The sequence below is a fragment of the Novipirellula methanifontis genome, from assembly GCF_052161655.1.
Classification (GTDB): domain Bacteria; phylum Planctomycetota; class Planctomycetia; order Pirellulales; family Pirellulaceae; genus Novipirellula.
Map to the genome: position 1 here is coordinate 4,011,123 of NZ_CP197418.1, position 14,750 is coordinate 4,025,872.

The window sequence follows — 14,750 nt, forward strand, 5'->3', positions numbered from 1 at the left end:
GAAACTCGCCAAGAGTTTCGGCCGTCCTTGGATCGACGAAAGTCTTCGCGACTTTCGCTACCGAAGGATTGCCGGCGCTAGTTTTTATCAAGGCTATCGAGCGTTTTCCGGATCATTTTTTGCATCTCGGGATTATCGGGATGCTGCTCCAGCATATCGCGCAATTGAGCCTTCATCATTTCCTTGGCATCAAGCTGGACGACATCGACGTCGTGCGAGAAGGCATCGGCGATGGAAGATGCTGTTGCTACGCCGCCGCGAACGTCCGTAGAAACGGTCACGTTGCCCGCCATTTTCTCGTACCGTTTAATCTTTCGAACGAGGTCCGGAGCTTGCTGTTGTAGCTCGTCCCACGTCTTCGCGGTGCAAACCTTTTCATTGATGCTGCCGTCGGGGTTCTTTTCGCGGTCACGCACACGCACTTCGATGCCCTCGTCACTGCTCTCGCGAACCGCAATCTTTTGGGTCTTGTCGATCACATCCATTTTCGTCGACGTGATGCCGTTTTCGGAGTGTACCGACCGTGAAATCTTGATGTCGTTGATTTGGATGCTCGACGTGGACGAAGCTTGATTCGATGTCGTTGTGCTCTCATTTGTCTTGTCGTATCGACGATCGGGTTTGTTTTGGCCAGCGACTTTGGCCGCGGCAGAACTTGAGGCTTGGTTCGACTTTGCGTCTTTCCCATTCCGTACGCTATTTGAATTGGCTTTCCCGTTGGCCGCGCCCGCCCCCGATGCGTTTCCGTTGGCCGTCCCCGTCACGGTGCTGGTGCTACGCGTATCACCATTGCCCAAGCTTTGCGACGAAGACGAGCTGGTGACCGTGGCCGACGATGTTTGTGTGTCTTTCTTATACTTGTTATCTGTATTGTACTTGTCATCGGCATGAGTCCAGGGGATCAAGACGCACAACATCAGCAGCGAAACCGCAGCGTGAATGACGCGAGCACGACGCGACGAACTGTCAAAGCGTTTCATGGTTTTTAGCCTTTCCGAGAGGGAGCGAAATGGTTCACTGCCGGCCATCGACAGGATGGCCGGGGAGGGGGATGTGCGAGGGGGCGGTTCCAGTAGTTCGATCAGCAATCGAGCGTAAGTGGCAAGGTCAACGCGAGCGTAACCAATGGCGTCCCAATCGCATGCGGATTCGACCGCAACGCGGTACCGACGACGGGCAAGCCATAGCGGGGGGAAGAAAAACAAGACGGCACAGACCAATGTGACCAGGGCATTCCAGTGCAGGTCCGATCGCCGGTGGTGGGCGAGTTCGTGAGCGATCGCGGCGCGGCAAGCCGCGTCGCCATGTCGCTGCTGGAAATCCGCAGGCAGCACCAGTAACACGCGTCCGCTGAACACGAGTGCCGGACTGGTAAATCGATCGTTGAGCTGCAACACCGGAGGATGCCGAACTTCCATTCGATCTGCGGTTTCACGATAGTTCGTTCGCAGCGGTCTTGGAACGTTTCCTACTTTCCCACGACGCAACTGTAATCGTAGTGCAGCGTGGTGATGAAGCAAAAGAACCAATTGCAAGACGAGACCCGCCGCCCAAAACAGAAACAACCACAAGGCCGCATTGGCAAAGGGGGAAAACGCCGGTGTCGCAGATGTTGTCTCTTTTGATGAAGCGAATTGAGCGACTGTGCTGAAATGCGGTGACGTTTCGGTCCCAGAAATGCTGCTCAAACGATCCGGTGACGGAGTGACCGCTTCGGTTGGCGATACCTTGTTCACGGTTGGTAATGCCACGAGGTGCAACGAATTGCCCACGATGCCGGGTAGCGGCAAGGCAATCGGCAAACAGAAAACGAAAAGACATTTGATAAACGTCAGCCGCCACAGCCACGAACGATGCTTTGGCGCCAGCCACGTTGTGAACGATTCGATGCACCATAACACGACGACTGCAATGGTCATCGGCAGCAGAGTTCGCTGCATCGCATCGGACCAAACCGTCAACCAATCGTTCATGATGGCTCCTTCGCGTTGGTCTTTGCACTGGCTTCCAACTCGTTAACGATTTGCTTCAATTGAGCTAACTCGTCGGGCGCGATCGACTTGGCGTCGTTCAGATAGGCAACAAACGGAGCAACGGATCCGCCGAGAACTCCTTGGACAAAGTCCGAGACCAAATGTTGCAAGACAGACGATCCCGATCGCTTGGGGCTGTAGTGATAGACGTTGCTGATTTTTTTGCGAGTCAGGAACCCCTTCTGCTTCAATCGGTCCATCACCGTCAGCACAGTCGTCCTCGCCTGGCCCGTTTTTTCAAACCAATACGTTGCCACCTCACGCACCGTGACGGGATGATTCGCATCGATAAACTGCAGGATTTCAAGCTCGACACGCCCGAGTGTTGGAGCGCGTCCCTTGGACGGCGGTTGGGACATACACAGCATTCCGAACGAAAAACGCATTGGACTACATCTGTCGTCAGGTTATCGCTGACTACAGGTGAAGTCAAGCGAAAAACTGCGTAAAAATGGCGGTTTCGCAGATGCCGATCCAACGTTCTAATCGCGGAGCGATTAGCGACGTTGTTAAAAAAAGGTCCAAAGCTGCATGCGGACCAGGGTACCAGTTTCGCCCGCGACATAGCCCGTGCGAGATTGTTCGGCGGGTGAGTCGCGGACGTCGGTCACGTCGAGAGTCAGCCGGGCGGATCGCTTTTCAAAGAGATGCCAATTCAAACCGGCCGCGACTTCGCTGCCGGTACCGAAGTTTCCGGTCACGGCCGAGCCTCTTGCAAACAGTTCCAGTTTCTTGGGGATCACAAACGCTCCCCCTTGGACATAGAATCCGTTGTCAAAGAGGGAGTCCAATTCCGCACCACCAGTGCCTTCGATGTTTCGCAGCCATCGCATAAAGACCTCGCTGCTGAAACTGTAGCCTTGTTTCTTTAGTCCGAGGTGGACGGTGTATAGCCACACGTCAAACGCGTTGACGGTGACACCGGGGGCCAGTGCATTGGGCTCAATCAGTCGCGTGCCGTCACTTAAACGCACCACGGTTTGCTCGGCGCCCGATAGGTCACTCGAAGTGCTGTCGTTTCGAGTTTGCGTTAATCCGTGTCCGATGCGGATGGCTAAGTCTTGGTGGTATTCTTGGTCCGAGAAACCGACACCAAAATCGCCTAGTGGTTCCCATGAAGCGAGACCGGAATAGACAAAGTTCGTATCGAGATCCGCCGACCGTAATGTCAATGTGTTCAGACCGTTGCCCACAAAAACCGTATACGAAAGCGAATCGCAAAGCTTGCCGATTCCCCACATTCCGGCGCTAATCGAAGGCCGGAAAAATGTGGTCGCGAGAGTCCGATCGGCCCCCAGTGTGTAGCGCGACGTTTGCTGCCACTCCCAGGTGCCGGGAACTTTTCCCAATCCCATGTAGAGCGAAAACGTGTCACTATGGCGGAACGAAATCCATGTCAACAACGGCTGAATGGAACTCGAGGCGACGGTGCTGTAATCAATGTTGGCGTAGAACCCCAAGTCCTTGTCCAGCGCGTACCCGGAAAAGACCAAGCGTCCGCGGTTGACGTTAAAGTCGTTGCGGTTGGGGATCGTGCGAACGTTTCCCGCAGCGTCGATCGAGGTGTCGTTGTCGCGGCTGAATCCAGTGTAGCGGAACTGGTTGTGTAAACCGATTGTCAATTCAAACGGCGTCTTCTCGGAGTCATACGGTCGCAACGTCCACCCGGTATCGTAGATGGGATAATGGGACGGATGCTCGGTTACTGGTGCATCAAAGCAGATCGCATCGTCGTCTTCGATCAAGCCAGCGGGTTGGTGTTGCTGGAGCTCGAAGACGGTTTGTTCAAGCTGCTCGATTCGACGCATTGCGTCTGACAGCGGCGGATCAGAAGCTTGGTCGCTAGCTATGAGCGGTGTCAACGAGACTTGCTGTGATTGGGCAGGCGACGCGTAAGTCCATAGAGCGACGAGGGCGAGCATGAGGCTCGGCCAGCGGCGACCGCGAATTGCAAGATGGCCGTACAGACGCCGCATTGCAATGGTTTCCAGGAACCCGTATCGAAAACAGCAGATCACCGGATTGGTCTGCATGTGGTGGGGCGCCGGATCGCACGCGCCAGACATGCCGCACCGATTCCGTCCGCCACTCGAGATCGCGTTCTGCAGTCCTCCTTTCTATTTTTCGGCGAAAATGTCAGCATGATCCGTTAAAACCGGAAAAAAACTCTCGTTCCCAGGCTCCTGCCTAACGCCGTGAACGATTACGAGGCTGGAAATTACGGCATTTGCGTTTCGTAGCTACGCTCGCCAGAGCGTGGATTGTTGGCGCGATAATGTGAATTACCACCTTCTGGCGAAGGTAGCTACCAGAAAAATGCCTTGGAACCAAGGTCACGCTAGCAATCCCTCGATCACTTTGGCGGGTTGGCCGTCGATCAGTGTCTGCTCGCGGCCGTTCTGCTCGTACGTCAGATGCTCGGCATCGATACCAAACAGATGCAACAATGTGGCGTGATAGTCAAAATGGTTGACGGTATCGCTCACCGCGTGATGGCCAAATTCGTCGGTCGCTCCGTAGGTACCGGCGCGGAATCCACCGCCAGCCACCCACATTGAAAAGCCATCGGTGTTGTGATCGCGACCGATGTTGGCCTCGTTTTGGATCACCGGCAAACGTCCCATTTCACCACCCCAGTGAACGACGGTGGTGTCCAATAGTCCGCGTTGCTTTAGGTCTTTCACTAACGCGGCCGCGGGCTTGTCGATTTTGCGGCACGATGCGGGCAACCCTTTGGCGATCCCGCCGTGATGGTCCCAGTATTGGTTTTTGGTGAACAGTTGAACGAAGCGAACACCACGCTCGATCAAGCGGCGAGCGATCAAGCACCGCTCGCCGAACTCTTTCGTTTCGGGCTCGTTAATTCCGTACATCTCGTGCATCGTTTTGGATTCACGACTGAGATCGGTCGCTTCGTCGGCTGCAAACTGCATCCGTTCCGCCAATTCATAGTTGGCTATGCGTGCTTGCAATTCGTGTTCACCGGTTCGCCGCTGAGCGTGTCGCTTGTTCAGCGACGCCAGCAGACCCAAATAGTTTTCTTGAATCTCGCCATCCAGATGCGGCGGAGGCTGCAGATTTAAAATGCGAGGCTCGACGGGGCGAATAACCGTGCCTTGAAACAATGACGGCAACCAACCGTTGGACCAATTCAAAACGCCTTCGACGGGCAACCCTTGTGGATCCGTCATGGCAATGTAGGCCGGCAAACTTTGACTCTCGGCGCCCAATGCGTACGTCAACCAGCTGCCAAGTGCGGGACGCCCTTTCAGCGGCCGCCCCCCGTTCATCGCATGGATCGATTGCCCATGGTTGTTGACGCCGGTATGCATTGACCGAATCACCAAGGCGTCGTCGGTGATCGTGGAGAAGTGCGGCAGCAGTTCAGAGACATCGGTGCCATGCTCGCCGTACTTTTGGAATTTCCAGGGCGAGCCAAAAATCTTCGAGCTAGCCTGAGCCGCGTTGTCGTATTTGATTTTGCCCGGGAATTTTTGCAGATGCATCTTGTTGAGCAGCGGTTTCGGGTCAAGCAGATCGATCTGGCTCGGCCCGCCCTGCATAAACATCGAAATCATCGCCGTGGCGTGAGGGGCGAGCGGCGGCGTCTTCGGCTTCAAATCAAACCCAAGCGTTCCCATTTTTGGTTTTTTAGGCTCGGCACTCGCGTGTTCGGCCATCATGCAGGCCAGAGCGAGTGGGCCGCCACGCATCATCGAGGATGCCAGGAAGTGTCGCCGAGTCGAACGTCTTTGCGAGTCATGTGAGGTCATGGCATTTCGATGAATGTGGGAAGTCGGTTAGCGAATTGTGCTCAATTTGCGTCGCGGAAGTCGTCAAGACTTTCGTGAAGTGCTAAGGACGTTCGGAACAATAAATGGCGGGCGGTAGTGGACGAGGCTACGAGTCCTGCAGCTTTACTGAGCCAAAAGGACTCGTTGCCTCGTCCACTACGGAAGACGCCGCCAGTTATTCTTCCGACGGTCCTAATCGACGTATAAAAACTCATTCGTACTAAACATGGCTTGGCAGGCACTCGCCAGCGCCAATCGGTGGGCGGCGGCAAGAGTCAGTTTTGAGTTGCGAGCTCGAAACGCGGCAGTTTGCTTCTCGACAAACTCCATCATCTCGACCAGGACGGTATTTTCGATCGAGTTGCCGAAGCATTGTTTCCAAGCTTGCGATATCTGCTCCGCTGTCTCATCGTCCTCGCGAATCATTTGATCGGCGAGTCGCTCGGCATGGTCAATCGCAAATTGGCTGTTCATCATCAGCAGCGATTGAGGGGCGACATTCGAAAAATTACGTTCGGTGCAGTTAGGGGACACGGTCGCAATGTCGAATGTTTCCAAGACCGCCAAGGGACGGCTGCGGCGAACTTGAACATAGACACTTCGTCGTGACACTCCTTCGAAATCGCTGTCTTCGCCCGTCGGTTTGCGTTCGCCATCAAGCTTTTCTTTGCCTAACACGATTTGCCCAACGGAGTCCTCTTTGACGGGGACAGGTGGACCATGCATCTCGCTTGTGATGACGCCGGTTGCGGCAATCATCGCATCGCGGATCGCTTCGGACTCCAACCGTCGAATTGACATTCTCGCATACAGCCGATTGTCGGGATCGACGCGGTCAAGCTTTTCGGTGCGATGTGATGCTTGGGTGTAGGTGGTCGATAACATGATCATGCGGTGCATCCGTTTCATTTTCCAACCGCCACGCATCAAGTCATCCGCAAGCCAATCGAGTAATTCCGGATGCGTCGGTTCCGAGCCTAGTTGTCCAAAATCGCCAGGCGAATCGACGATCCCGCGACCAAAATGGTGGAGCCACATGCGATTGATTAACACCCGTGCCAACAGCGGATGTTTGCCGCTGGTTAAATGCCGTGCGTAGGCGAGTCGTCGTCCTGTAGTCGAACGATCGGGATCATTGGCTTCGATCTGCACCGGCGTAAACGATTGCAGAACTGTTAGTTCACCGGGGCCGACGGTTTGACCGAGTTGGTTGTGATCGCCACGAATGAATAGGTGGGACTCGGGCGTATGATTGACGGGTTCGGTCAACACACGCAAAAAGTTTTCTTTGGGAGCGGTGCTGCGGATTTCGGCGATTTCACTCTGCAGGTCGGCGAGTTCTTTTTTCGAATCGAGTTTTCGACAAATCGCCGCAGCTTCGCGATACCGCTGGATTTCGGCAAAGCCCGTGGGATGATGCTGTTCGAGCGATTTCGCAGTGACAACCACGTCGGGGGACTCGGCCGCGAGCTTTTTCTGTGCTTCGGCGACGTAACGGGCTTCGCGTTCGGTAGCGGCTTTTTCGATATCATTGGCTCGGCGTGCTCGCTGTTGCGAGTACAGGTACAGTGAACCCGCCGAGATGCTGGCGACGCTGGGATACTCGGCCAGCAACGCGACTTGCTCAGCGGTCCGCTTCGCTTTCTCGGTTTGGTAGGCCGCTTTTAACGGCTCTCGTTTCTCATCGGGAACAACCAGCAGTTCTTCGTACAACGTTCGATCGAGATGTTCTTGTTGCCGCCGCGTACGTGCTGCGGTCGCTTCGTTGGCTCGTGCTTCGACCGCGGCACGGGCTTGCTTGTCCGCCTCGGTGTAGAGCGAGATCCGGCGCTGCAGCGGGGTTTTCCATTTCTTCCAATCCAGTGCAGGCTCGAAGATGGCTCGCAGACGATGGTAGTCCGCTTGGCTGATCGGATCGTAACGATGGTCGTGGCAACGGGCACAGCCGACCGTCAGTCCCAACAGTGATGTCGAAACAATGTCGATGGTGTCCGCGATCGTGGAGTTGATGGCGAGGTCCCGTTCCGCTCCCCCGGCGGCTGTTCCATCGGGTGCCATCCTGAGGAACCCGGTCGCCGCGAGTTGGGCAATCCGCTGCGGTGTTAACACGCCTGATCCGCCTGCATCATCAACCAACTCGTCACCGGCCAACTGCTCGACTATGAATTGGTCTAGCGGTTTGTCATCGTTGAAACTGTCGATCACGTAGTCGCGGTAGAAGTAGGCGAATTCTCGCTCGACGTCGGTGTTGGTGTATCCGTCGGAGTCGGCGTAGCCCGCGACGTCCAACCAATGTCGACCCCAACGTTCGCCATATCGAGGCGACGCCAACAACCGGTCGATCAGATTTTCGTAGGCATTGGGACTCGGGTCATGAACGAATGCTTCGACGCTTTCGGGATCCGGCGGCAATCCCCATAGATCAAATGTCGCTCGGCGAATCAGCGTGTAGCGGTCCGCTGCCTCCGAGAAAGCGAGGCCTTGTGACTCGAGCCGCTGCAAGACAAACGCATCGATCGGCGTGGCAACGCGCGAGGAAGCGACCGCGGGAAGTTGCGGACGGGATATCGGTTGGAAGGACCAGAAGGCTCGTTCCTCTTCGGTGAAGTAGTCGCCTGCGTCGAGCGATTCAGGTTCGTCGCGAGCGGTTTTGGCTCCTTGCTGAATCCATTCACGTAGCGTCGCGATATCGCCGTCGGAAAGGTTTTTGTCACCCGGGGGCATATCGCCCGACGTGACTCGGTCTAGCAGTAACGAATCGTCCGGGTTGCCCGCCACAATCGCTTCGCCTGAATCGCCGCCTGCGACAATCCAGTGCCGCAGTCGTACGTCGAGTTCTGCCTCTTTGACCCCACTTTCACCATGGCAATGAAAGCAATGAGCTTTCAAGATCGGCCGGACATCTTTCTCGAACGTCAGCGACGTTGCCGGGTAGCCTGGCGTGGGACCGATGCCCGTGAGGACGACGAACAGCGCAAGCGAGCGAATGGCGTTCATAGTATGGCGCGGGGGTGGGATGTAGCGGCGGGAGGCAGGTAGGAACCCCAATCATAAACGAAATCACCGCGTCGCAGGACAGGAATCTAAGTCTATGGAATAAGGAAAATCCCAGAAATCCGCGTACCGCTGCTTACGCAACAGGCCATTCGGCCTGCCAAATTGATATTAGGCATGTAACTGCAGTTACCTCTCCATCGACGAAGGAGAATGCTGAAGTAGTCTATTTCAAATGCCTGTCATGATGCCCGCTTTCACCGCGACAGCGGTAGCGAGTCACCTCTCCCGGCGAAGCTGGGAGAGGTCGAACGGGCCCTTTAGGCCTCGTTCGGGTGAGGGCCGACCGCGCAACATGGCGTGCAGTGGACTCCATCTTGCTCGGACGCCCTCACCCGAGCATCGCTGAAGGCTCTGCTCGACCTCTCCCAAACCTGCGTTTGGGAGAGGTGACAGTACGCTTGCGCAACGCCGGATTTTATTTCAGCAGTCTCCGAAGTTGGTGGAGAGGTGGCAGAAAAACGGTGCAACTAAAAATCACAACAAGCCCAACGTTTTAGTCGTTCAGGCTGACAAACCCAAAAGACACCTGCCCGCCGGTTTATTTGCTGGCGGATGGCTCAAATCCGATGCGATACAGTCGCTGGCATGTTTGGATCGCGTCTGCGTTGGCGGGGTCTGCTACGACGTTGACCGTTTCAAGTGGATCGACTTCGTGATCGTACAATTCCGAAGCGACGATGTTGTTGGTTTCCCAATCACGCCACTCGGTGTAGCGGTATCGCGGGGTGCGTACAGACCGGCCCATGACCGCGGGCGCGTCTTTGTAATACGCCGGACGCGGGTGCTGAGTGTAAGCGGCTTGTTTCACCGTGGCGGCGGGATCCTCGAGAATGGGAACCAGACTGACGCCTTCGACGCCATCGAGCTTGGGAAGTCCGGCCAACTCGGTCAGCGTCGGAGCCATATCGATCAACTCGGCCAGTGAGTCCGTCTTGGTGCCGCGATTCTGCATTTCGGGAGCCGAAAAGATCATCGGCACGGCGGCATCGAGTTCGAAGTTCGACGTCTTGGCCCACAACGTCTGCTCGCCCAGATGGAAACCATGGTCGGACCAGAACACGACGATCGTATTGTCACGCATTTTCAGTGCATCCAATTCGTCGAGCACGCGCCCCACTTGCGCGTCCAGATAGCTGATCGCAGCCAAGTAGCCATGTCGCATCTCCATCACTGCGTCATCGGTGAGCTTGCGAGGGTTCTTCCCCCCCACGATTTCTTGACTGTTGTGCCATGCAATTCGCGGAGCGTCTTTGGGCCACGCTGGATTCGGCGGCGGCGACAAGGCATCGCGGTCATACATGTCCCAATATGTTTTTGGAGCATTGAAGGGTGAGTGTGGCTTCCAAAAACCGACCGCAAGAAAGAACGGTTCGTCACTGGTTTTGCGTTCTCGCAACGCGTCAATTGCCATCGACGCAATGCGGCCATCGAAGTAGGCGTCGTCGGGAACGTCACGGCATTCGCACTTGATGTCTTTGGCTAGATTCGGTGGAAGCTCGCCATCGACAATCGGTTTGTCCGAACTGTGCGTGGCAAAGTGCATCACCGCAGGGACACTCCATGACGCGGGATCCCCTTTCAGATCATGAACCCAATTGTGATAGATCTTGCCAATGTTTTGAGTGAAGTAGCCGTGGTTCATGAAGTGCTGTGGCAGCGTCACGACGCCGGGCATTTGATCACGAAAGTGCGTCCCCAAGTTCCAGATTTTAAGCGTGTCGGGACGTAGACCGGTCATCAGCGACGCACGCGACGGGTTGCATAACGCTTGTTGACAATAGGCGTGAGTGAACAAGCGGCCTTGCTCGGCCAACGCATCGATGTTGGGCGTCAGCACTTCGGGATTGCCCAAGCATCGCAAATCATTGCGAAGATCGTCGGCAGCAATGAACAGGACGTTCGGACGCTCAGCCGCGGGAGCCACCAACGCTGATAACGACAAACAACCGACCAGGAAAACGACGCAATATTTCATCAACAATGACCTGAGCTTTGTATTTATTTTTCTGTAATCTTAACGTAAAGATCATGAAGGACGTCAGATGGCTGACGCCCATGTTTTGCTTCACCCGCCGACCACACTCGTGCTCATAAACGGACCTGAGAATTGGGTTCGGGTGTAGCGAAAGTCGCCAAGACTTTCGGCAATTCACACCATGGCCGAAACTGTTGGCGAGTTTCGCTACCAAAGTAAAAACTGGATGATTTGTTTGCTACGAATTCGCAATGCTTACTCTTTAGACGGTGAAGCGGGGATCACAGGCAACACGATCCGGCTCGGTCGTGAAGCATCGTGGTAAATGGTTTGCGTGGCAACCTTGGTCGTGCGATGACGGTTGAGCGGTTCTCCGGTATTGGGGTTCACGTCAAAACGAGGAAAGTTGGAACTCGAAATGTCGACACGAATTCGATGTCCTTTTTTGAACACGTTCGATGTCGGGTACAGCTTGATGGTGAACTCATACGTTTCTCCCGGAGTCATCATCACTTCCTCTTTCAGCGACTCACGATAACGAGCACGGACAATGCCGTCACCGATATTCAAATCAAAACCGCCTGGCCAATCCTCCGACGGAGGGTAGACGTCGATCAGCTTAGCGGTGAAGTCGGTGTCGATGGCCGAGCTCGAGGCGAACAATCGCACCTCGATTTCTCCGGTGACCTCGACATCCTGTTCAAGGGGTTCGCTCTGAAACACAAGCACATCGGCACGTGCGGACAGCGGGATGGGGTCTTTGAAATTCCAGAGATGAGGCCCCCCTTTCTGGTTCCATGCTCCTTGCAGCATGATGTCGTCGCTAGAGGAGAGATTGCCACCAATGTTGGGGACGGGATTCTTCGGATCAAAGTCGTACTGGGTGGTTGCCTGATCGATTTTCGGAATCGACGTTGACAATCCACCGCCAGGCTGCAGATAGAATTCGGTGTACTCGGTTCTCGCCAGCGGCCACTCCAGTTCGTTGCGCCAAAATCCACCGTGTTGTAAACGGCCTTGCTCATCTTTGCTGCCGTCACCGGTTCCCATCACAAAGATTCGTACGGGAGTTTTGAATGGGTCCGCCTTGCCAACCGAATTATCGATCCCTTTCATCCAGTGGTCGTACCACTCTTTGCGCCACGCCCATTGATCGGTGATGGCAGCGGCTTTGCCAAAGTTGACTTGCCCGTGAGCGTGACCGGATTGCTGGCCATGGATCCACGGTCCCATGATCATATAGACGGGACCTTTGATCGCCGAATTCAGAGCCATAAAGGTGGCCGTGTTGTTCCCGCCCCATGAATCGTACCAACCCGACACCAGATAAACGGGAATGTCTTTGTACTTTTCAGGTGCATCGACGATGTTGTTTTGGGCCCAAAACTCGTCATTAGGGCCATGTTCCATCGCCGAGATTAGCCAATCTTCGTATTCAGGTGACAGCCGCAGTGGTGTCATCCCACGTCGCGTGGGCAGATTCTCGAGGTAGGCAAACCTTTGGTCCGCCATTTCTTTTAGCACTTCGGCGGTATTAGGATTCTTACCCGCACGACTACCTCGACCGGCATTCAGAAATATCCAGTTCCAAAACCGTAGTTCAAAGGCACCAGCATTGCGGATACTTTGACGTCCCATGTTTGCCATTGCATCGACCGGGATCACGGTGGTCAATTCCGGGGCTCCGGCGAGCGCCATCGCGTGCTGAGTACCGCCAAAGTACGAAGTGCCGATCATGCCGATCTTTCCGTTGGACCAGGGTTGTTGACCTATCCATGCGGCACAATCAACTCCGTCGGGGCCGTCGTCAGTAAGCATGTGCCAGACGCCTTCGGAGTTATAACGGCCACGCGTGTCCTGGGCGACAAACACGTAGCCATGGGTGGCATAGTAGGCGCCCATCGACTTGGAACCGGCTTTGTTGTAGGGCAACCGTGACAAGATGACCGGTAACGCCTCGTCCACCGGTTGGTCCGCAACGGCGGGCCGGTAGACGTCGGTTGCCAATCGCACCCCGTCACGCATCGGAACCATCACGTCACGTTGGACAACATAGTCGGCCGCAGCACTCAACGATCCGCTGGCGATCACCAGTACGATCAAAAATGCCCAGCGAAATTGTCTTTGTGCTATCGCATTGAATGGAGTCATGTCTTGCTTCTGTTGTTGATTACCCAACAGCGGGCATGCATTGTGTTTTGAATCGGAGTGCCCGGCATCGGTTGCCTCTTGCCAACCAGGGGATCACGCAGGCGATTAATTCTATAGAGTATAGTCGATCGGAGGCGTGCCATGTTACCGCACGTGCCCTTTGAAGTTATGTAGTTTTTAGGTGCTGGAGGCACGACGACATAGAGCCTCATGGCGTAAATGTGGACTGCTAAACGTTTGATGTTTGCACAAGATTTTGGGAGCGAGTCTTTGTTCCGGCAAATTCCGCAGTTACCTCTCCCGGCGAAACTGGGAGAGGTCGAACGGGCCTTTCAGGCCTCGTTCGGGTGAGGGCCGACCGCGCAACTTAGCGTGCAGTGGAATTCAACTTGCTCGGTCGCCCTCACCCGAGCATCGCTGAAGGCTCTGCTCGACCTCTCCCAAACTGCGTTTGGGAGAGGTGACAGTACGCTGGCGCCACGTCGGATTTTATTTCAGCAGTCCCGAGGTGGGTGTAGACGTGGCAGAAACATTGCGCAACTGCAAAACCCAAAGGTTTATAGTCCAGCGTAAGCCTCAGGCTAAACACTGCCTCCATGTTGGCGCACTGGCATGCAACTCCAAAGCACACGTCGCTACGCAAATCGATAAGGAATTTGACCTGGCGGTACGAATCATCTTCACTGACTCGTGCTGGCCGTTTCGGTCTGCCGTTGTCGCAGTCGCTTGCCAAGGTATTTCGCCGTTTCGTCGGCGATCACGTTGTATCCTGCCAAGTTGGGGTGACGGTCGGAATACCACCCAGGCAAATCGCCGAGGATGGGATCGAGCTCGTTGTCCATCACTTCCACGCTAGGTCCGTGAATAAACGGTTGGACCAATGGATGATATTGAGCGGGAACTTTGGCGAGCGGGTAACGGCGATAATTCAGCGAGTTCACGCCCTTGCTCAACTCTGCAGCGTAACGCGGGTAGATATCGAAGACTTCCAGATTCTCTGCCGCGGCAGCTTGGCGAACCAAGTCGTTGATCTGTGTGCTCGCCTCTTCGCTGGAAAACGGAATCACGGTCATCGGAATCAGTTCGGCAGCAGGATGATCCTGGCGTAATTGATCGCACAATTCAGCAAAGTGCTTGGGGAAATTCTCGACAAAGTTCTCAATCTTTGCACGGTCATTCAAGCCATACCGAATGAAGATGTAATCGATTCCTGGCAATTTTGAGGCGTCGCGATCATAGCGTCCTGAATCGAGCAGTCGGCGGATCGTTTCACCGCTCTGGCTCGAATTGATAACATGACATGCGGGCAGGTCTGCATCCGCCGCCAGCAGTTGTTCGAGGACCGTTTCTAAATGGGGGCCTTCGGGCTTTAGTCGCCGCGGCACACTGCCCTCGGTGGTGCTGTCGCCGAGCAATAGAATTTGCAGCTTGCCCTCATGCTCAGCTTGAACACGAGACGGGGACGTAATAATCGCGAGAATGACAACGAGGAAACCAAGACGGGCGAGCAGGGGCTTCAGTTGGAATCGATTCATCGGTGGTTTTCCTGTGTTAGACATATCTATTTTCGTAGCGAAACTCGTCAAACGGCTTCTTGATTTAGTGAGCCGTGACGCGTCAGCGGCCGGGTCCCACGCGCTACCCGGTGCCTTACGGCCCACGGCTCACCGTTGCGATTTGCATTTGGATTAAATCAACAAGCCGTCAAGAGTTTCGACATGTTCGGCGATTGACGAAAGT

General features: G+C 55.1%; 8 protein-coding genes. All 8 read right to left on the reverse strand.

Annotated elements, in window-relative coordinates; translation table 11 throughout:
• Positions 1-77: 77 nt before the first annotated feature.
• Positions 78-1,973, reverse strand: a complete 1,896-nt coding sequence (locus tag SH528x_RS14090; RefSeq protein ID WP_442511151.1) for a M56 family metallopeptidase — start codon at positions 1,971-1,973, stop codon at positions 78-80.
• Positions 1,970-2,392 (reverse strand): BlaI/MecI/CopY family transcriptional regulator, encoded by a 423-nt coding sequence (locus SH528x_RS14095; protein WP_442511152.1) that lies wholly within the window; start codon positions 2,390-2,392, stop codon positions 1,970-1,972. Before SH528x_RS14095 ends, SH528x_RS14090 begins: the two co-directional genes overlap by 4 nt.
• A gap of 150 nt (positions 2,393-2,542) precedes the next feature.
• Entirely contained in the window at positions 2,543-4,099 is a 1,557-nt protein-coding gene (locus SH528x_RS14100; protein WP_442511153.1) for a porin, read from the reverse strand.
• 267 nt (positions 4,100-4,366) lie between these two features.
• Complete coding sequence (locus SH528x_RS14105) at positions 4,367-5,806, reverse strand: DUF1501 domain-containing protein (protein WP_442511154.1); 1,440 nt, start codon at positions 5,804-5,806, stop codon at positions 4,367-4,369.
• Between the two features lie 213 nt (positions 5,807-6,019).
• Entirely contained in the window at positions 6,020-8,824 is a 2,805-nt protein-coding gene (locus SH528x_RS14110) for a PSD1 and planctomycete cytochrome C domain-containing protein (protein ID WP_442511155.1), read from the reverse strand.
• A 598-nt stretch (positions 8,825-9,422) separates the two neighbouring features.
• A complete protein-coding gene (locus SH528x_RS14115; protein ID WP_442511156.1) occupies positions 9,423-10,859 on the reverse strand; it encodes a sulfatase in 1,437 nt (478 codons plus the stop codon).
• Positions 10,860-11,114: 255 nt separating this feature from the next.
• Positions 11,115-13,010, reverse strand: a complete 1,896-nt coding sequence (locus SH528x_RS14120) for a CocE/NonD family hydrolase (RefSeq protein ID WP_442511157.1) — start codon at positions 13,008-13,010, stop codon at positions 11,115-11,117.
• Positions 13,011-13,690: 680 nt separating this feature from the next.
• Positions 13,691-14,545, reverse strand: a complete 855-nt coding sequence (locus SH528x_RS14125) for an SGNH/GDSL hydrolase family protein (RefSeq protein WP_442511158.1) — start codon at positions 14,543-14,545, stop codon at positions 13,691-13,693.
• Positions 14,546-14,750: the final 205 nt, after the last annotated feature.

What these genes read in the sequence shown, in the direction of transcription:
- SH528x_RS14115 (WP_442511156.1), bottom strand. Translation starts at nt 10,859, where the DNA reads ATGAAATATTGCGTCGTTTTCCTGGTCGGTTGTTTGTCGTTATCAGCG.
- SH528x_RS14105 (WP_442511154.1), bottom strand. Translation starts at nt 5,806, where the DNA reads ATGACCTCACATGACTCGCAAAGACGTTCGACTCGGCGACACTTCCTG.
- SH528x_RS14090 (WP_442511151.1), bottom strand. Translation starts at nt 1,973, where the DNA reads ATGAACGATTGGTTGACGGTTTGGTCCGATGCGATGCAGCGAACTCTG.
- SH528x_RS14095 (WP_442511152.1), bottom strand. Translation starts at nt 2,392, where the DNA reads ATGTCCCAACCGCCGTCCAAGGGACGCGCTCCAACACTCGGGCGTGTC.
- SH528x_RS14120 (WP_442511157.1), bottom strand. Translation starts at nt 13,010, where the DNA reads ATGACTCCATTCAATGCGATAGCACAAAGACAATTTCGCTGGGCATTT.
- SH528x_RS14100 (WP_442511153.1), bottom strand. Translation starts at nt 4,099, where the DNA reads ATGTCTGGCGCGTGCGATCCGGCGCCCCACCACATGCAGACCAATCCG.
- SH528x_RS14110 (WP_442511155.1), bottom strand. Translation starts at nt 8,824, where the DNA reads ATGAACGCCATTCGCTCGCTTGCGCTGTTCGTCGTCCTCACGGGCATC.
- SH528x_RS14125 (WP_442511158.1), bottom strand. Translation starts at nt 14,545, where the DNA reads ATGAATCGATTCCAACTGAAGCCCCTGCTCGCCCGTCTTGGTTTCCTC.